Here is an 18,258-nt window from a genome sequence, read left to right as displayed (position 1 = left end):
AAAACAAATAAAATCAAAGGTAATAACCAAAGTAAAAAAGTATTTTTATTCAATTCAGGATCATAAATGATCCAATCTCCATATTTTTTTGTAAGGAATTCATAAATTTCATTTTCTGTTTTTCCTTCATCAATTTTTTTTGAATGAGTGTTTTCATGCTAATTGCAAAATCAGATTGTGAGTCATAAACTGACTGTCCTTGACAAATCAAGCATGGTGTCCCGACCGTACGTGAAGCTGGTGTCGAGGTGGAGAGACCTCGACAGATGACACGTCTAAACCGTGACCGAAGCATATTGAGGCTGAGATGTAAGTTCCACCGTGAACAGACCGTCCTGATTCCATTGTTTTGCTTCGATGTATATCAAATGTTGTGGTGATTCTTAGTAAAATGGCTCACCCAAAAACCTTGAATTGATAGGAGGTGAGCCATGCGGCGGCGTTGTAACTGTAAAAAACAGGTTGTAAATTATTTTGGGTATAGAAGAATTATAAGCCTGATGTTATCATTCGCTGAGGTCGGTATCTATTTTAAAGTACTCCTTCCTTGAAACAAGGAATTCTTCATGAAACAGTTTAAATATCGTGGAATCCAATCAACCGCCGATGGTGCCGCTATGGTAGTCTGGGTAGAAACTCATGTCACACAGGGTGCTTGTGCCTACCCAATTACATCCTCCACTACCATGGGATCTGGTTATCAGGCTGTGGTGGCGAATGGTGGTACTAACATCTGGGGCGATGAACTGGCTTTTATCGAACCCGAATCTGAGCACAGCTCTGCTTCAGCCTGTGAAGGTTTTGCCTTAGCGGGGGGCAGGGTGACGAATTTTACTTCGGGCCAGGGTCTGGTTCTGATGAAGGAAGTTCTCTATACGATTTCTGGCAAGCGGCTTCCAGTTGTGTTTCATATTGGGGCACGTGCCCTTACGTCGCACTCGTTGAACGTCCATGCCGGGCACGATGATGTCATGGCGGTTTCCGATTGCGGTTGGGGTATGGTGTTTGGCAGAAATGCCCAGGAGACAGGTGATTTGGCTTTGATTGCACGCCGGGCGGCGGAGGATTCATCTACACCGTTCCTCAATATCATGGATGGATTCCTGACCACTCATACCATCGAGAATGTGAGGCTCCCTGAACCGGATTTTATGGCTACCTATCTTTCTTCTCCCCAGACAAAACTTGTGAACCTGATGGATCCGTATCATCCCGTTATGTCGGGTGTGGTTCAGAATCAGGACGCCTATATGAAGGGCAAAATTGCACAGCGGGCGTTCACGGATGCCGTTGAGTCCTATCTCGTCAATGCCATGGAGGAGTTTCAGAAAGCTACGGGTAGGCGCTACGGTTTGATCGACAGCTATAAAATCGAGGATGCCGAATGGGCTCTCATCGGCATGGGTAGTATGATGGAAGCAGCGAAGTCCGTCATAGACTATTTGCGAAGAGAGAGAGGGATCAAAGCAGGCGTCGTTCATGTTACTTCATTTAGACCGTTCCCGGGGCAGCAGATTGTAGAAGCACTTAAACATGTGAAGGGATTTTCTGTGCTGGAAAGAATGGATAATCCACTGGCGGAGAGCAACCCCCTTACCATGGAGATCAAAGCGGCATTTGCTGACTACTCTGCCCACGCCGAGGATGATTCCATCTCAATTCCGAATATATATTCTGGCTCGGCAGGACTCGGTTCACGTGATGTCAGCCCGGCAGATCTCATGGCGGCGGTGGACAATATGGTAAATGATGAGAAACGCTATTTTGCTATTGGTATCGAACATGAATGCGGTCTTGAACCGGACGAAAATCCCGACATCCGCCCGGAAGGGACATTTTCAATGCGAGGCCATTCGGTGGGAGGATACGGCTCTGTTACAACCAACAAGGTGATGGCAACAATTGTGGCAGATCTGTTTGATATGTACGTTCAGGCTTATCCAAAGTACGGCTCGGAAAAGAAGGGACTTCCTACTACTTACTACCTTACCATCAGCCCGCAGCCTATCCTCGCCCACAGCGAACTGGAGTTCGTGGAATTTGTCCCGCTCAACGATGTGAACGCCTTTAACCTGTCCAATCCGCTCTCAGGACTGCAGCCGGGAGGGGCTATTTTTGTTCAGACATCGAAAACTGATCCTGAAGATATCTGGCACGGTATTCCACTCCATGCGCAGGAGAAGATCCAGCAAGACGGCATCCGTCTGCTGGCGTTAGATACAGTTCGGATTGCACGCGAAGTTTCTTCCAGAGCCCATCTGGTTCAGAGAATGCAGGGCATTGTTCTTCTCGGTATCTTCCTGAAATGTACGCCCTTTCTGGAGAGATCTGGACTCAGTGAGAAGCAACTGATGAGAGGAGTTGAAAAATCGTTGCGGAAGTATTTTGGCAAGCGGGGTGAAGAGGTTGTGCGCGATAATCTTGAAGCGGTTAAGCGGGGATTTAATGAAGTATTGGAAGTACCTGATGAAATTATTAAAGCTGGAGAAGAGGTTTTGGCATGAGTGAAGTAGCTGTATCGGGAAAGGATAAAATAAACGCATTCGATATTCTCGATATCGATGATTTCAACGATCGCATTGTCGGTGCGTACAATTCAGGGATTGCTGAAGACGGGTTGCCGGCTGACCTTTCCACTGCCAGAAGTCTGATTCCAGCTGGTACAGCCGCCCTGAGGGATTTTAGCTATATTGCGCCGGACATTCCGGAATTCATTGCGGAGAACTGCGTGGCGTGCATGGACTGTGTCACCCAGTGTCCCGACACTTCCATCTTGGGAAAGGCAATTTCTGAGTCTCAGCTCACGGACTCCCTCAATGTACTTGAGTCAGGAGAGGTGACAGAGTGGATCGCAGAACAGTGGGCAGAGACTAACAAGTTCTTCAAGGTGCCAGCGAAGCAGGGTAAAGAACCGGCAAAATTTGGTATTTTCATCGATCCCAGCAAGTGTAAGGGGTGTGCCGAATGTGTCGACGCATGCGGAGAACACGATGCCCTCAAGATGATCAATAAAGTAGACGACACAATTCCCCGCTATCAAGAGGCATTTGAGTTTTTTGAATCTCTGGGCCCTACCCCTTCTGACTATATCAACGAACGTGTCTTGCCAGATATGATGCTGGCCAGTGAGTCGATGCTCTACACGGGTGGCGCCGGATCGTGCATGGGGTGCGGCGAAGGGACGGCCCTCAGGATGATGTTGGCGGCGACTGGATTTGTCTACGGCAGGGAGAGTATTGGTCTTGTCGCTTCCACGGGATGCAATACTGTCTACGGCTCCACCTATCCGTACAACCCTTTCCTGGTACCATGGACGAATTCTCTCTTTGAGAACAATTCGGCAGATGCCATGGGTATTCGTACGCGCTGGAATCAGCTGGGATGGAATGATAAGAAATTGTGGTGCATCGGCGGTGACGGTGCTATGGTTGATATCGGTTTTCAGTCTCTGTCGCGGATGCTGGTATCAGGAATGGATATCAATGTGCTGATCCTCGATACTCAAGTCTATTCAAACACCGGCGGCCAGGCGTCCACCGCCTCCTTCACTGGACAGGAAGCTAAAATGTCAATATACGGATCAGCCGTGTACGGTAAAACTGAACGGAGGAAAGAGATCGCCAATCTAGCTATGATGCATCCGGAAGTTTTCGTGGCTCAGACGACAGCGGCTCACACGAATCATTTCTACAACGCGGTGATGGCGGCTAATGAGTACAAGGGACCGGCTGTGGTTAATGTGTATACTACCTGTCAGCCGGAGCACGGCGTGGCAGATAATCTCGCTATGCACCAGGCAAAGCTCGCCGCCGATTGCAGGGCTTTCCCTGTCTTTATCCACGATCCGAGAAATGGTGTCCGTATGTCTGAGCGGCTTTCCCTCCAGGGAAATCCGGCCAAGAATGAGGATTGGTACGTAAACCCCAAAACGAGCGAGCAGTTCGATTTCATCTATTTCGCGAAGACGGAAGGGCGGTTCGCCAAACATTTTGACAAGGACGGCAATCCCGATGAATCAATCCAGATGGCTCAGGAAGACAGACTGAAAAACTGGCGTCTTCTTCAGGAGTTGGCCGGTATCATTTAAGAGGACAGTACCTATGGAACACACTTATAGACTCAAAGACGGATCCCAAGTTATCGTTCGAGATCTAACTGTAGATGATGTGGAGGCATCATATGAATTCTTCAAGTCGTTCTCTGAAGATAGAAGACGCTACTTCCGCAGTGATGTTACGGTACTCGATTACATCAGGAAGCGAATTCTGAAAACTGAGGACGGTCAGATTATCCGGCGTGTGGCAATTCTTGACGGCGAATTTGTTGGCGACGGTTCGCTGGAGATAGCTACTAAATCATGGAAGAGCGGCGAAGCCCAGCTGCGGCTGGTAATCTTACCTGAGTACGAGGGGAAAGGGATCCAATTTGTATTTGCGAAGGATATGTATGACATGGCTCATGAGAGGCATCTCAACAAAATCATAGTAAAATTCATGCGTCCTCAAGAAGATCTTATGCGTATCTACAGCGAACTCGGATTTCACATGGAGGGTGTTCTGCCGGACTATCTTGTAGATCAGGCGGGCCATGAACAGGATATGGTCGTTATGATTGCCACGCTTGAGGATATGCGTAAAGCCTACAAATTTGTCGGTGACTGGCTCGATGATGAGCACGGCACCATCCGCGCGGGGGAGATGTAGTGAAACTTTGTTCGAGGTCAGGAGACCTCGAACGATTTCCTGGTGTCTCGAGAACCTTCAAGGTCTTGCAGACCTTGAAGGTTTGTGATCAATAGTGAGTTGATATAACAGAATTCCCGCCGCCACAGCTACATTGAGTGACTCAGCCGAGCCCGCACCAGGAATGGCCACTAAGTGATCTACCAGCGGCATGATGTCGTCTGAGATACCATGAGCTTCGCTTCCCATCACAAGACATAATTGGTCATCAGTTAGCGGAAGCTGGTTGAGAGGTATACCTTTTTGATTAGCGGCGAGGAGGGTGTGGCCTGATTGTTTGAACTGGCTAAGTTCGGCTGAGGAGCAGATGTTCAGGTGGAAGTGAGCCCCCATTCCTGAGCGAACCACCTTTGGGTTATACGGATCAGCACAGGTCGGCGAGAGCGCCACATATTTTAGGCCAAACCAGTCCGCTGTCCTCAGCATAGTGCCGAGATTGCCGGGGTCGCTGACCGAATCGAGGTAAAGCCAGGTGTCGTTTGCAGCTTCTTCTATAGGAGATGGTTCGGAAATGCTAGCTACAGCAATGATCCCCTGACTGTGAACTGTATCCGATATTGATTTCAGGTCGTGCTCCGTGACCTCATGTCGCGGGATGCCGTGTTTGTCAATACCGTGGATCAGCTTCGCGCCGCGTTCGCTCTGGAGCAATTCGTTCGTGTGGGCCACTGCCACCACATCGGCATCAGCGGATAGGGCCTCCTCCACCAGACGTACCCCTTCCACGAGAAACCGGCGGTATTGCCGTCTGTACTTCTTCTGGCGCAGGCTTCTAATGCGCTTGAGTTCTGTCTTTGAGATCACGGCTCGAATCTACGTAAACTGCAGAGTAGAACAAATCCATTGAAACGGGACGCCACCCCCGCTAAATTCCTTATGGGTTCTCCACCGATTGTTTGCCGGAGGAAGAAATGAAGGTCATTGATCTACGCAGCGACACTGTCACACTCCCCACCGACGCCATGCGTCAGGCTATTTTCGATGCCGAACTCGGTGATGACGTATTTGAAGACGATCCTACCGTCAATAGGCTCGAACGCAGGACAGCTGATATAATAGGCAAGGAGGCGGCCCTCCTTGTCCCCAGCGGTACCATGGCTAACCTTGTCTCTGTTCTGACCCATTGTGAGCGGGGAGATGAAGTTATACTGGGAGACAAAGCTCACACCTTCCTCTACGAGGCGGGAGGTATTTCGGCATACGGCGGCATTCATCCTCGTACACTGAAGAACCAGCCCGACGGCACTATCGACTTGAACGAAATGGAAGCTGCTATCAGAGCGGACAATGTCCATTTTCCCCGCACGAGACTCATCTGTCTGGAAAACACCCATAACGTCTGCCATGGAGTTCCGCTGACAAAAGAATACATGGACGATGTGGCGGACTTCGCTCACAGGCGGGAGATCTCCTTACATGTTGATGGTGCGAGGATTTTCAATGCTGCTGTGACACTCGGTTTGGATGCGGATACTCTTGTGGCAAATGCAGAATCCGTCTCCTTCTGCTTGTCGAAAGGATTATCCGCACCGGTGGGCTCTCTAGTCTGCGGCACGGAAGCGTTCATCAGAAAGGCGCGGCGGGTACGAAAAGGTCTGGGCGGTGGTATGCGTCAGGCCGGTATCGTTGCTGCATCGGGGCTCGTGGCGCTTGATGAAACGGTTGAGCGGCTGGCCGAGGATCACGCCAACGCTCGCCGCCTCGCCGAAGGTATCGATGCCGTCCCCGGCCTCGAGATCGACCTTGGCAAGGTCTACACCAACATCCTTTACTTCGATCTAGTGGATAATTCCAGGACAGCTGATGAGGTAGTAAGCGCCATGGAAGATGAAGGTATTCGTTTTCTGACGATAGGTCCCGGCAAGTTCAGAATGGTGACGAATCGGGGCGTTGATGCGGGGGATGTTGATAGCGTGTTATCAGTCCTGAACGGTTACTTCAGCTCCTGAACGAGCGAGAGCGTCCACTCTTCAGCCGGTAAGTCTCAACAGTATTTTAATTCGTGGAACAAAAGTAAATTTGTGTTCGCCGGAGACGAAGAAGCGGTTTAAATCCCATGGCAAAAGGCGTCACACCCAAGAGTGAAGACTATGCCCGCTGGTACACCGATGTGGTGACGAAAGCGGAGTTGGCGGATTACGGTCCCGTCAAAGGGACAATGGTGATAAGGCCCTACGGTTATTCTGTCTGGACCAGTGTGCAGGAGGCGTTCGACCGCCGCTTCAAAGAGACGGGACATGTCAACGCGTACTTTCCTCTCTTTATTCCCAAGTCATTTCTGGCAAGGGAAGCCGAGCATGTAGAGGGATTTGCCAAGGAATGTGCTGTTGTGACGCACCACCGGCTGATGGCCAATCCGGACGGAGGTCTTGCAGTTGATCCAAATTCAGCGTTGGAAGAAGAAGTAATTGTCCGCCCCACATCGGAGACGGTTATCTGGGCCATGTATAAGAAATGGATCCAGTCCTACCGCGATCTGCCACTGCTCATCAATCAGTGGGCGAATGTTGTGCGATGGGAGATGAGGACGCGACTTTTCTTGCGTACCACGGAATTCCTTTGGCAGGAGGGGCACACAGCCCACGCTACCCTTGAGGAGGCGGAAGAGGAGACGAGGACAATTCTCGAAATCTATCGTGAGGTGGTGGAAGATGTGCTGGCGGTGCCGGTCATCGTGGGGCGCAAGACAGAGGTTGAGAAATTTGCCGGTGCTGATCACACCTATTGTATCGAAGCAATGATGGGCGACAGACGGGCGCTGCAGGCCGGTACCTCTCATAACTTAGGACAGAATTTTGCCAAAGCTTTTGACGTGACCTTTCAGACTGAGGATAACCGTCTGGAGCACGTCTACGCGACGAGTTGGGGCGTCAGCACCAGGCTGATCGGTGCACTCGTTATGGTACACGGAGATGATAAAGGTTTGAGACTTCCTCCAGCGGTAGCGCCTTACGAAGTGGTAGTTGTACCGATCGGTAAGTCGGAAAACGAAATAGCACAGGCTGCAGATTATCTAAAGTCTGACATCAAGACACTGGAGAAAATGAATCGAAGAATCCACGTTGATGATCGGTTGCAGGTCAGTCCCGGATTCAAGTTCAATGAATGGGAAATGAAGGGTGCACCGGTACGCCTGGAGGTGGGCGCGAGAGACATAGAAGCAGGGCAGGCAGTAGCTGTGCGGCGGGATACTGGCGAGAAATTGGAGGTGTCGAAAGAGAATATTGTGTCGGAAGTGAACCGGCTTCTGGACGAAATTCAGTTATTACTCTATCAACAATCCAAAGATTTCCAGCGGGCGAATACGCATACTGTAAAGAATTACAGCGATTTCAAAGAGATCATGTCATCCACCGGTGGATTCATCCGGTGCGGCTGGGATGGTAATCCTGAAACGGAGGAGGCCATCAAAGATGAAACAAATGCTACCATCAGATGTATCCCTTTTGATGAGCATCCCGATGGTCTCAAATGTGTATACAGTGCAAAACCGGCCAAGTATGAAGTTATCTTTGCTAAAGCCTACTGATAAAAGGAAGTTGGCTCTATTATAAGGCTGCTGTCAGAATGGCGCTGGAGAAGACCAAAGCGGTTGTACTTAAAAGTTTTCCTTACGGTGATACCAGCAAAATCGCCCGCATCTATACCCGGGAATTCGGCAAAATATCAGTTATTGGAAAAGGAATCCGCAAAAGCAAAGTGCTACAGAGTGGCTATCTGGAGCCGCTGAACTACCTGAATCTTATATTCTATCATAACACCAAGAGACAGTTACAGATTTTTTCAAAGGCGGAATATATTGAGACATGGTCATCTCTGAAAAAAGACTTTCGTAAGATGTCTTATGGTTTTGCCGTAGCTGAGCTCACTGATAAGGCGGTGACGGGTGTGGAACCGCATGAAGAACTGTTTCAACTGATTGTAGATGTTCTCAAAAGTATCAACAGTGTTGACGGTAATATGAATCTTCTATTCTGGTATTTCGAGATTCATCTTCTTTCTCATATGGGATTTCATCCGAGTCTATCCAAATGTCCACGCTGTTCTGTGAAATTTGATCACGGCCGTTTTTCGCTGGAATATGGCGAATTGGTTTGTGATAAATGTAATGGCGATATGGGTACGCCTATTTCCGCGCGCGCATTAGGGATTCTCCGTAATATTCAGCATGGCACGCTTGAAGATGTTATATCGATCGTTCCGCGTAAAGGAGATCGGCAGGAGATAGGGCATTTTCTAATCGAGTACATGAGGTACCATATTGAAGGACTCAGAGAAGTCAAATCTCTGAAAGTGATGGAGAAAGTTTTTTCATGAATGAATTCCTCAGCCCCAGAATTAAGAGTGAAGGTTTCCGCTATGACGGGAGTGGTGGCACTGCCTGTTATTTGATCCACGGTTTCACGGGCAGCACATTTGAGCTTGACGACTTCGGCAGATTCCTTGCTGCTAACGGTATAACAGCCGTTGCTGACATACTGCCGGGCCACGGAACCTCTCCCCACGACTGCAACACAAAAACACAGGAAGACTGGATAGAAACAGTGATGTCGGGCTCTGCCGCTCTTGCGGAGGAGTTCGAAGATGTCTTTGTGGCGGGCTTCAGCATGGGAACGTCTCTAGGAATACATGTGGCTTCCCGATTTGATCTCTCCGGTTTGATTCTGTATTCACCAGCCATTTTCAAGTTCAAGAGTTGGACTGCTTATCTATCGCACGCAACCAAATGGTTTAAGGATTATGAACCTAAAACGAAAGTTTATAAGAAAGACATGCCGCGCCCATTCTTCGGCTATGAGGTCTATCCGCTGCGCGCAGCGTCAGAAGTACTGAAGCTGACAAAAAGAGCCAGGCATCTTCTTAATGAGATCTCATGCCCCGCCGTGATTATGCACTCGAAATCTGATACAACAGCTCCTTATATTAACGGTCCCATGGTCTATGACGCTATCGGTTCTGCGGACAAACAGTTCTTTTCTTTTGAGGAATCGTCCCATGTGCTTACCTACGATTGTGAAAGAGAAAAAGTGTGGGACATCTCGCTTCAGTTCATGAGAGAACACCCCAGATTGTTGAAGGATGAGATACCAATACCAGAGTAATTTCTTCAGGGGCAGTTCCTACAGGCCGCGTCTGTTTACTGACGCTATCAAACTGCTCGTCTCGATCAATCTGATCATTTTCCTGCTTCAGACTCTGTCAGGCCAGGAGCGTCTCCTATTTCAGCTTTTTGGCATTGTACCGCGCGCTACATGGAAGCAGTTGATGATCTGGCAGCCGTTTACCTACCTCTTCTTCCACGGCGGATTCTGGCATGTGCTGATCAACATGTTTGTCCTCTGGATGTTTGGCTCTGAGCTGGAGACAACCTGGGGCAAGAAAGAGTTCTTCAGATATTACTTTCTCACAGGCGTAGGATCCGGGATTATTACTGTCCTGTTCAATCTCAATGCGCTCATTCCCGTCGTTGGAGCCAGTGGTGCAGTGTACGGTATTCTCTTGGCTTATGGACTGATGTTCCCCAATCGCTATATCTATCTCTATTTCTTCCTGCCTGTGCAAGTGAAGTATTTCGTCGTCTTCATCGGCGCTTTGGCTTTCCTGTCATCACTTAATCCCGGCTATTCAAATGTTGCCCATCTGACCCATCTCTCCGGAATGGTCATAGGTTTTCTTTACCTGAAATCAACGATTCAGCTCACCGCCGTGACTATGCTCCTTCATAATGCCAAAGGCGATATTAAAGGACGTTATCGGCACAGACAGCGCGATAAAAGAGAAAAACTCCGTCTGGAGGTTGATCAGATCCTGGATAAGATTAACGCTTCAGGATACGACAGTCTGACGAAGAAGCAGAAAGATTTTCTGTACGAAGCAAGCAAGAAACTTTCCGAAGATGAAGACTCGAATTAGTGGAGTATACCAGTTTAGCTGAGCTTTTCCATCCGGTCGTACAGCACACCCCATCTAAGGCCGCGGTCACTCACATGTATCTCGGACAGACCGAATCGATGCACAATGGCCTGCGTTATAACGGCTCCAACATGAATTATATCTGCCCGTTTCTCTGGCAATCCTTTCAGGCGTAATCGTTCTTTCAGGGTCATGGTGGTTAGTCTGTGTGCAAGTTCGGTAATTTCATCCCGAGTGAGAACAGATTTGTGAATCAGGCCGTGGTTGGAGTCGCTCATCTTTAACGAGATTGCTTTCAGGGTTGTTACTGTCCCGGCCACGCCGACACCTTTAAACTCTGTTTGATTTACTGTAATTCTACTTAAAACATCTGTAATGCGATTACCTGTGGTTGCCATCTCCGAGGGAGTTGCGGGATCGTGTGACATGAACTCTTCCGTCAAATTTACTGTCCCTACGGGCAGGCTTGTCATGGAGGTGATGTCGTTCAGATCTCCCGTGACGATCTCCGTAGAACCACCACCAATGTCAAACATCAGAAGCTCCTTTTCAACTACTGGGAATTCGTGCTGGGTCGACTTAAAGGTCAATCTCGCTTCCTCTTTGCCGGAGATAATTTCAAAATTGATGTTATATCGTTCTGCGATTTCCTTAACAAATTGCTCACCATCGCTGGCTTTTCTGAGCGCGGCCGTTCCTACGGCAATAGTCTCTCCCACGTCGTAACTGCTGATAATGGAAAGGTAGTTCTCGATAGCTTGCAGGCATCGCTTCTTGGCATCCGGATGCAGGGCCCCGCCGTCTTTAAGGTTCTGCCCCAGACGGATTATGACTGCATCTTCGTACAACGGCTTGAGTGATGATTGGTCCAGATCGGCAATGGTGAGGAGCAGTGTGTTGGTGCCGAGATCGAGGGAAGCGACGCGCATCAAATGTAGAATAGCGCCTTCATATCGAGAGCATTCTGTGCCGCATGTCCATGATGACAGTTGTTGAAAAAAAGATACATATTTTTTACGCGGTTGAGTACGCCTTGTATATCTTCCTGCCAGCCTGCAAGTTCTTCTTGTGAATAAAAATAGTCATAGCGATCACCCTTGTTTTTGTCCCACCATGTGTCGGCATTACGTCCGTGAAAACGGACGTAGCCAGTGTCCGATGTAGTGATCACTTGTGGAAGAAGAAGATTGGGCAGGGCCGGCTCGTCCACATTAACGTAGTTCAAACGGTGTTCGCTCAAAAAGTCGTAGAGTGGCGGAGTGGCCCAGCTGGCATGACGGAACTCTACAAATAGTGGCTGCGGATCGGTCAGCTGCGACAGGCGAGCCAGGTACTGCCTGTTCGGCTGTCTATTCTTGAATGAGTACGGGAATTGGGCCAGATAGCCAGAGAACATATTTTCATCAACAATTGGCTGGATGGAGAGGGCGAGACTGGCAAGTGAACTTCCGGTTTTTTCCCTCTTGTGTGTTACATCAGAGTGCACCTTAATAATGAACTCGAAATCCTTGGGCACCTTCTGTACCATATGATGGAAAACCTTGGGATGGGGGATACGGTAGTAGGTTGAGTTCACTTCAGCGCATGAGAAATGCTTGGCATAGTGGAGCAGCATTTCCCCGTCCGTTATACTGGAAGGATAGAACCGTCCTTTCCAATCCTGAAAGCTGTATCCACTCGTTCCGATGTGGACGTCAGCCATCTTAATCAATCGTGGCGCGGTAACCAGTGACAATGGATGCTGCCATTAGATAACGGATAAAGGCATTACTCAAGGGGAAAGGCAGTAACAGGTAGAACCCCCTTGCCAGTGCCATCATTGCCTGGTTGATAAAGATGCTGCCAATAACATTTCTGAAGGAGACATGCTGCCCCGGCGCTTTTACGAAATCAGCTCCTACGTATGGTGCCAGTTCGGGAAATTCTTTCAAGATGATGGGGACATTCCTGCGGCCATAATCGGTGAAGTCATCGAGAGCCCGGCTGATCGATTTGAGTTTATGCATGCGGACAGTAATGTCGGGGTCGAAATAGAGTCCATCGGAGAAATTTTTCCAGAGGCGGTATGCATAATGAAGATCAATACCGTAACCGGGAAGATTTTCGTTGAACAAGCCGGTCCTCTTGACGGCTTCAGTTTTTACTGAAGAACATGTCATGATGAAGTATCTGAACGGTAACGGCTTGTGGCTGCCAACCAGCTGTGCCCCTCGATTGCCGTGGAAAAGGTAGCGGTGATATTTGTTCTTCAATTCGTCCGTGTAGGGTCTGAGGTTGGAAAGGACACCGGTAATTTTAAAATCCTTATGCTTCTCAACATGCCTGCTGACAAATGTCGATTCCACCTCAATGTCGCAATCGATAAAAATTATCAGATCGCCATTTGCAGCTTTAATTCCAGAATTTCTTGTTGCACACCGCCCTCGATTCTCCGTATGGCGAATGATTTTGCAGCGGTCATTCCATTCCCTGTTTTCAAGCACTGCGGGCGTTGCGTCAGAGGAGCTGTCATCGACGACTATAAATTCAATTGTACCCTCGGAGTAGTCCTGGTTGAGAAGAGCGGGCAACGTTACAGGAAGGATGTCTTCGGCGTTATGGACGGAGACGATTACGGATACGTTCATACGGTCGTTTTTACCCTTTTTGTCATCTGTCAGAACAGGGAGAATCAGCGTATCAGAGAGCCGGGGTGGAATCGAGAATTCTACGGTAGATGTTTGCTGTCTTTTCGGCTACGTTCTGCCAGAGAAAATTTTTTCTGACGTGTTCCTGCAGGCGACTGTCCCGGCCCGTATCCAAGGCACTCCTGATACCTCTCTCGATGGATGGAATTGAATATGGATCCACATAGGTCGCCATATCTTCAAAGTAGTCCTTGGTTCCGCCGTGAGGTGTGATAACTACCTGTGCCCCGGCCAGTCCAGCCTCTAGGGCCGCGATTCCTGGCGTTTCATATTTTGCGGGAAGGGCGAAGACACTACACGCTGCGTAGGCAGAAGCGAGCATTTCTGAATCGTGGTCGATCCCTTGAATCAGTGTAAGATTCTTGTCTGCTTCCGCTTCCATGAGGCATAGGTTTCCTTCTTCTGAAGGGTACACTCTGCCAATAATCACAGCCGGATGATCAATCTTCCTGAGAGCCCGAATGAGTGCAAGCGTATTTTTTCGCTCGACACCTATATGTCCTACGTTCAAGATGAAATCATTTATGCCGTATTTCTTGACAAAAAGATCGGGGTCCCCGTGCTCAAATCTTTCTTCCACGCCGTTAGGGACAACTTCGGTTTTGGAAACTGGGATTCCCAATCCTTGAGTAATGAGAGACGCCTCCGAAGCCGTATTGGGCAAGACCATTTTTGACCAGTGGCAAATATCGCGTGAAAAACCGTAATCTGACCAGAAACCACCCGTTTTCCTGATCACTTTCTCGACCGCTGAGACAAACCTTATGGTTCTCGGGGATCGCCTGGTGTAGAAAATAGGACTGGATACGAACCTCACTAGGTGTGCATTAAGATACCGGGCGAGATCGTACGTTCCGAAGTTAGATGCGTACAGGTGGAAAAGATCGCTATCTAAAGCTGTCGCCCGTTCCGCCCACGGATTGAACAGTTCCACATCGACGCCCCTCTCTTCAAGATAGCGTTTCGTTTGCAGAATCTGGGTCTGTGGTCCGCCGTGACGCAGGATAGCTGTGTGATAGCTGGCAAGAGTTACTTTCACAGTCGGAATTTCCAGTAGTAGTGAAGAATATCGTTGACCATCATCTTCCATGTGTAAGCTGAGCGGGCACTCATGGGAGATTCTGTTTTTGCTATCACCTCGGGCTGGAAGTAGAGATCGCTTATGTTTATTTCGTCTTTCATTTCAGTGATCGCCCATTCCTGAACACCCCGGTGGATTTGCACATGTAAGGACGCAGGGCAGTTGATCTGTTTTATCCGGATTCGCCCGTCTTCCAGAAGTGGCGTCCATTTTGTGGAGGTGCGTTCAATCCACCATCGAGCATAATCACCAAGTTTCATCTGTCGGATGCTAATATTGCTGATACGTTCAAATAGCCAATTTAAGGCGTCAAGATTAGCATTGGAAGGGTGATCATAGAAAAAGAGAGGCAGACGGTATTGTACGTGTTTCGCAATAACGTAATCAAGATAGGTTGTCATATCATCAAAAGTATGACGGGCGTTCCTCAGCAAACTGGTGGAAACAGGGTGTACTGGGACTTGGAGCACTGTGGAAAATCGCTCCCTGAGAAATGGGTAAAACGGCAGGTTGTCGTAGTCTAATGCAAATTCTGACGAGTAGATAAACCCGTGGTGCTCTACTGCTTTTGATAGTGATCTGTTCCAAAGTCCAAAAGGTGCGGCAAAACCGTCGGGATGTAATTTTTCGCAGGTAAGAAGATCAACTCCCTGCCGTACATTTTTCTGATTTTTGCTGAAGGATGCGAACAGACGATGCTTGAAGCAGTGAAGACCGATCTCCTGGTTTTCCATTTGAGCGTAGCGGTTGATCCAGTTCGCGGCGCTGGCTGTCTCCACAAACCAGGTAGCCTCAATATTGTGCTTCCGGCACAAATCGTACAGTCGTTTAACATCGTCTTCGGATGAAAAATCGGTGTCGATACGGAAGTTGAAAATAGTAGATACTCCATCTGGGAAAGGGTACAGCGTAACAAGCGGCAGTTGCCGCTTTTGAAAAAGGAACTGCAGTGACTTTTCAACCACCGCTCGTATCACTCCTTTGGATCGCCTTGAAACGCGTTCCGATGGAAAGGTGGGACCGTTAGTCGGAAAGTTTCGCCGCCGGACGGAGGTGTCCAATACACCGCGGATAAATCCACCCGGCAAGATCAGCGCCACTCCTTCGCCGTGGCGGTATATCTGGACAAGGTTCTTTCCTGAATCTGACATCAGGTGAGTTCCATGTTTAGGCAGCCTGAGCTGACCATCGAAATAACCGCCGTTCACCGCCGCAAAAATGTCGTCATACTGCGGTTCAAAATATTTGATATGCAAAGATTGTGTCTTGATGTTGAAAAGGAGATGTCCGGTATCAGCTTCTATCAGTATGGTGCCGCCGTTTGAGACGTATTCAAGCACCTTAAGTATTTCAGAGTTGGTAAGACTGGAAGAGACAATGATGGCCGGACAATCGGAAATCCCGGAAGTTACTGAGAGATCAATCGTAGAAAATGGTACGCCGATCTGCGTCAAAATGAGCTGCCATTCCGGTGTGCAGCTGGTGATACCAGGTGTGAGCTTCATATGATAACCTTCCTGAGAAATTTGATATCTTCCTGATTAACACCGGCTGACCACGCCAGAATGAAGGGCGAAATAATCACTGCTCCCACTGTGGCGATGAGGGGACTGCTGTTTGCCCAGGCGGAAAAGACCGCAGTGAGAGCTACCGTAATTACGATCGTCAATAAGATGCGACCAAACGAAGAAATTGCCAGAGTATCTTGCAATTCCCTACTCATCACGATCATGCTGAGAGCCTGGAATAGGGCGAGAGCCAGCGGCGCCAGCAAGGTTGATGGGAGTGGAATCGGAAGAGACATAAAAGCAAAAAATCCAACAGCTCCGATCATAAGTGAACGTGTATAGGATTTTTCTCTCTCTATGCCGATAAGCGTAAACGAGAATATGCTGTTCAAAACAGTCAGAATGAAATAGACGATAAGGGTTTGGAAAATCATGCTGGATTGTTCAAAGGCCTGTCCAAACAAAAGAGGAAAGAGTGTGTCTCCCGCGAGAATTGCGAGGATAGCAATATAGAGAACTCCGGCTGTGATCAGCTTTATTGTTTGCTCCACTTTCTGTGGCAGCCTTTGCCTGTCTTCTCTGAAGCTGCGACTGATGGCGGGGAAGAACATCGTATAGAAAACTCTGTCCACTACCAGTAAGAGGACAATTACACGGAAGGCGACGTTATAAAATCCTGCATTTTCTGTTTTGTCGAAGAGGCCGAGGTATATAAGAGGAAACTGGATCACGACCTGTGAAATGAGTGTTGCCAATCCCAATGGGATCCCTTGCCGTATCAATTTAAAGATGCCTGACGGTTCAGAAGATTTTACATCGTCTGGACTGATTTTTTTATAAGAGGACCAGAGATACCAAGCTTGAGCAGCTGTACCTGTGAACCACGCTGTTGGGACCCACATTAAATGTGCTCCCTCTCTGACAAAAGAGATGACAGCAGCGAGATAGACCGCCATACCTAAAACACGTGCCTTAGAGAGGGTGAGCATATCGCTGATGCCTTGGAAGAACCAGTCTAGGAGGAGAGCAGAGGGGAGCAAAGCCATCAGATAGAGGCAGGTAACGGTTTGGATATCGGATCTTTTTTCAAAGATGAAAAAAATTACGCAGCCCAGGAAGACCGAAATTATTGAAAGAAACAGCCGTGCGGTGCGGATTTCTCTGCTGACCGTCCTGTGGGCTATCTGTTGTGCGGCGACAATTCGCGTTCCGAGAATCGGCAGACCAGCATCGGCGAATATAGCACCGTATGCCAGCACTGCCATCCCGACGGCCAATACTCCCATATCCGATGGGCCAAGCGTCCGCGCAAGGTAAGCGACTGACACAAATCCAAGCAGGCGGGAGGCAACGTCGGCTGTCGTGAGCGAAATGATGTTCTTCGATAGCTGCTTCATTTTGTGATAAGCCGTTTCAGTTCAGCTTGTCTATTTTGTAGCGGAAAGTTGGATACAATTCTTTCTCTCGCATTTTTACCCATGCTTGCAGATGATGCAAGAGCCTCCCGCAGGGTTGAAGCGAAGGTCTCAGGTTTGTCTGGTGAAACAAGAAGACCGCTGTCACCAATCACTTCCGGCAAACCACCAACATCGGTGACTACGGGGACGCATCCGCACAGCATGGCTTCAGCCGTAGCAATGCCAAAGGATTCTACCCTGCTCAACTGGCAGTATACAGCACTCCGCTGATAATAATTGAGTAGCTTTTCTTGCGACATGGAAGGAGAGACAATAACATTCTTTGGAACTACGAAGTCGTTTCTAGAGAGAAGGTTCTCCTCAACACCGAGGATCTGAAAAGAGATGTCGCTCATCTCTTCTGCCACCTGAAAGAGCAGATCGATGCCCTTGATAAGGATACGGTCCTTTGTGGTGCATCTGGCCACAGTTAAGATTATATTTTCTTTTTGGTCCCCGGGTTGCCAAAAGTTGCTGTCGAGACCGGGCGGTACAGTCGACAGATTATCGCCCTCATACTCTCCCACCTCCAGAGCCGCCCGTCTCAAATGTTCCGAAGTGGGAAGAACATGTGTAGCCCTTCTCAAGGCATACCGGATGAAAGGCCGCTTCCAGGGTGACAGAAGAAGACCATATCCGAGATGTGAATCTGTAATGAGGTCGGCACCGCCCACAATAATGATGGATGTTTTACGCAAGAACCGTGCTGTGAAAACCAGAATAGCGCTATAAACAGATGCAAACCACGCAATTCCTACATCGCTAAACAGCATGGACCACTTAATGCGTACTGCGGTGAAGAGACCGTGGGCACAGATCCATTTCACGTCGCTGAATTCTTCCAACAACCTGACGTCATCTTCAATAAAT

General features: G+C 48.7%; 16 protein-coding genes and 1 pseudogene. 8 read left to right on the top strand and 9 right to left on the bottom strand.

Translation table 11 applies throughout. The features are described from left to right. Positions 1-295 (bottom strand): annotated as a pseudogene (locus QF669_05000) (cytochrome c-type biogenesis protein CcmH). Positions 296-566: 271 nt separating this feature from the next. On the opposite strand from QF669_05000, the gene QF669_04995 reads away from it, so the two are divergent. Genes QF669_04995 through QF669_04985 form a run of 3 tightly spaced genes read left to right on the top strand, consistent with a single transcriptional unit; the run spans position 567 to position 4,703 of the window. After that, on the top strand, positions 567-2,504 hold the full coding sequence (locus QF669_04995; protein ID MDP6456796.1) for a 2-oxoacid:acceptor oxidoreductase family protein: 1,938 nt from the start codon (positions 567-569) through the stop codon (positions 2,502-2,504). Beyond that, positions 2,501-4,087 (top strand): thiamine pyrophosphate-dependent enzyme, encoded by a 1,587-nt coding sequence (locus QF669_04990; GenBank protein MDP6456795.1) that lies wholly within the window; start codon positions 2,501-2,503, stop codon positions 4,085-4,087. Before QF669_04995 ends, QF669_04990 begins: the two co-directional genes overlap by 4 nt. A 13-nt stretch (positions 4,088-4,100) precedes the next feature. Next, positions 4,101-4,703: a hypothetical protein gene (locus QF669_04985; protein MDP6456794.1), complete on the top strand. Its 603-nt coding sequence runs from the start codon at positions 4,101-4,103 to the stop codon at positions 4,701-4,703. A 57-nt stretch (positions 4,704-4,760) separates the two neighbouring features. Here the strand turns inward: QF669_04985 and QF669_04980 are convergent, their stop codons facing one another. Next, a complete protein-coding gene (locus QF669_04980) occupies positions 4,761-5,546 on the bottom strand; it encodes an RNA methyltransferase (GenBank protein ID MDP6456793.1) in 786 nt (261 codons plus the stop codon). Positions 5,547-5,653: 107 nt separating this feature from the next. On the opposite strand from QF669_04980, the gene ltaE reads away from it, so the two are divergent. The 5 genes from ltaE (at position 5,654) to QF669_04955 (ending at position 10,655) form a co-directional block, all read left to right on the top strand. Next, positions 5,654-6,691 carry a low-specificity L-threonine aldolase gene (gene ltaE / locus QF669_04975; GenBank protein MDP6456792.1) on the top strand — a complete coding sequence of 346 codons (1,038 nt, stop codon included), beginning with the start codon at positions 5,654-5,656 and terminating at the stop codon, positions 6,689-6,691. Positions 6,692-6,798: 107 nt separating this feature from the next. Then, positions 6,799-8,271, top strand: coding sequence for a proline--tRNA ligase (gene proS, locus QF669_04970; GenBank protein ID MDP6456791.1), 1,473 nt, complete (start codon positions 6,799-6,801; stop codon positions 8,269-8,271). Between the two features lie 38 nt (positions 8,272-8,309). Further along, a complete protein-coding gene (gene recO / locus QF669_04965) occupies positions 8,310-9,059 on the top strand; it encodes a DNA repair protein RecO (GenBank protein MDP6456790.1) in 750 nt (249 codons plus the stop codon). Beyond that, positions 9,056-9,844 carry an alpha/beta fold hydrolase gene (locus QF669_04960; GenBank protein MDP6456789.1) on the top strand — a complete coding sequence of 263 codons (789 nt, stop codon included), beginning with the start codon at positions 9,056-9,058 and terminating at the stop codon, positions 9,842-9,844. The genes recO and QF669_04960 overlap by 4 nt, the downstream gene beginning before the upstream one ends. After that, entirely contained in the window at positions 9,822-10,655 is an 834-nt protein-coding gene (locus QF669_04955; protein MDP6456788.1) for a rhomboid family intramembrane serine protease, read from the top strand. The genes QF669_04960 and QF669_04955 overlap by 23 nt, the downstream gene beginning before the upstream one ends. 14 nt (positions 10,656-10,669) lie before the next feature. On the opposite strand, the gene QF669_04950 is transcribed toward QF669_04955, so the two are convergent. From QF669_04950 to QF669_04920, 7 genes are all read right to left on the bottom strand, one after another. Next, positions 10,670-11,584 (bottom strand): Ppx/GppA phosphatase family protein, encoded by a 915-nt coding sequence (locus QF669_04950; protein ID MDP6456787.1) that lies wholly within the window; start codon positions 11,582-11,584, stop codon positions 10,670-10,672. After that, on the bottom strand, positions 11,584-12,357 hold the full coding sequence (locus QF669_04945) for a DUF72 domain-containing protein (protein ID MDP6456786.1): 774 nt from the start codon (positions 12,355-12,357) through the stop codon (positions 11,584-11,586). The genes QF669_04950 and QF669_04945 overlap by 1 nt, the downstream gene beginning before the upstream one ends. Before the next feature lies 1 nt (position 12,358). After that, the gene (locus QF669_04940) at positions 12,359-13,282 is read right to left on the bottom strand and encodes a glycosyltransferase family 2 protein (GenBank protein MDP6456785.1); all 924 of its coding nucleotides are present in this window, start codon (positions 13,280-13,282) and stop codon (positions 12,359-12,361) included. Between the two features lie 52 nt (positions 13,283-13,334). After that, positions 13,335-14,381, bottom strand: a complete 1,047-nt coding sequence (locus QF669_04935; GenBank protein MDP6456784.1) for a glycosyltransferase family 4 protein — start codon at positions 14,379-14,381, stop codon at positions 13,335-13,337. Beyond that, positions 14,378-15,928, bottom strand: a complete 1,551-nt coding sequence (locus tag QF669_04930; GenBank protein ID MDP6456783.1) for a polysaccharide deacetylase family protein — start codon at positions 15,926-15,928, stop codon at positions 14,378-14,380. Before QF669_04930 ends, QF669_04935 begins: the two co-directional genes overlap by 4 nt. Continuing rightward, on the bottom strand, positions 15,925-17,328 hold the full coding sequence (locus QF669_04925; GenBank protein MDP6456782.1) for an oligosaccharide flippase family protein: 1,404 nt from the start codon (positions 17,326-17,328) through the stop codon (positions 15,925-15,927). Before QF669_04925 ends, QF669_04930 begins: the two co-directional genes overlap by 4 nt. Continuing rightward, on the bottom strand, positions 17,325-18,258 hold a 934-nt coding region (locus tag QF669_04920; GenBank protein ID MDP6456781.1), incomplete at its 5' end, for a glycosyltransferase family 4 protein. The genes QF669_04925 and QF669_04920, both read right to left, overlap by 4 nt.

This window comes from Candidatus Neomarinimicrobiota bacterium (genome assembly GCA_030743815.1).
Taxonomy (GTDB): Bacteria; Fidelibacterota; Marinisomatia; order Marinisomatales; family S15-B10; genus UBA2146.
Note: the sequence above shows the minus strand (reverse complement) of the source record. Positions and strands in the feature narration are given on the sequence as shown.

Coding starts and splice junctions, on each gene's coding strand:
- QF669_04995 (MDP6456796.1), top strand. CDS start 567: ATGAAACAGTTTAAATATCGTGGAATCCAATCAACCGCCGATGGTGCC.
- QF669_04990 (MDP6456795.1), top strand. CDS start 2,501: ATGAGTGAAGTAGCTGTATCGGGAAAGGATAAAATAAACGCATTCGAT.
- QF669_04985 (MDP6456794.1), top strand. CDS start 4,101: ATGGAACACACTTATAGACTCAAAGACGGATCCCAAGTTATCGTTCGA.
- ltaE (MDP6456792.1), top strand. CDS start 5,654: ATGAAGGTCATTGATCTACGCAGCGACACTGTCACACTCCCCACCGAC.
- proS (MDP6456791.1), top strand. CDS start 6,799: ATGGCAAAAGGCGTCACACCCAAGAGTGAAGACTATGCCCGCTGGTAC.
- recO (MDP6456790.1), top strand. CDS start 8,310: ATGGCGCTGGAGAAGACCAAAGCGGTTGTACTTAAAAGTTTTCCTTAC.
- QF669_04960 (MDP6456789.1), top strand. CDS start 9,056: ATGAATGAATTCCTCAGCCCCAGAATTAAGAGTGAAGGTTTCCGCTAT.
- QF669_04955 (MDP6456788.1), top strand. CDS start 9,822: ATGAGATACCAATACCAGAGTAATTTCTTCAGGGGCAGTTCCTACAGG.
- QF669_04950 (MDP6456787.1), bottom strand. CDS start 11,584: ATGCGCGTCGCTTCCCTCGATCTCGGCACCAACACACTGCTCCTCACC.
- QF669_04945 (MDP6456786.1), bottom strand. CDS start 12,357: ATGGCTGACGTCCACATCGGAACGAGTGGATACAGCTTTCAGGATTGG.
- QF669_04940 (MDP6456785.1), bottom strand. CDS start 13,282: ATGAACGTATCCGTAATCGTCTCCGTCCATAACGCCGAAGACATCCTT.
- QF669_04930 (MDP6456783.1), bottom strand. CDS start 15,928: ATGAAGCTCACACCTGGTATCACCAGCTGCACACCGGAATGGCAGCTC.
- QF669_04925 (MDP6456782.1), bottom strand. CDS start 17,328: ATGAAGCAGCTATCGAAGAACATCATTTCGCTCACGACAGCCGACGTT.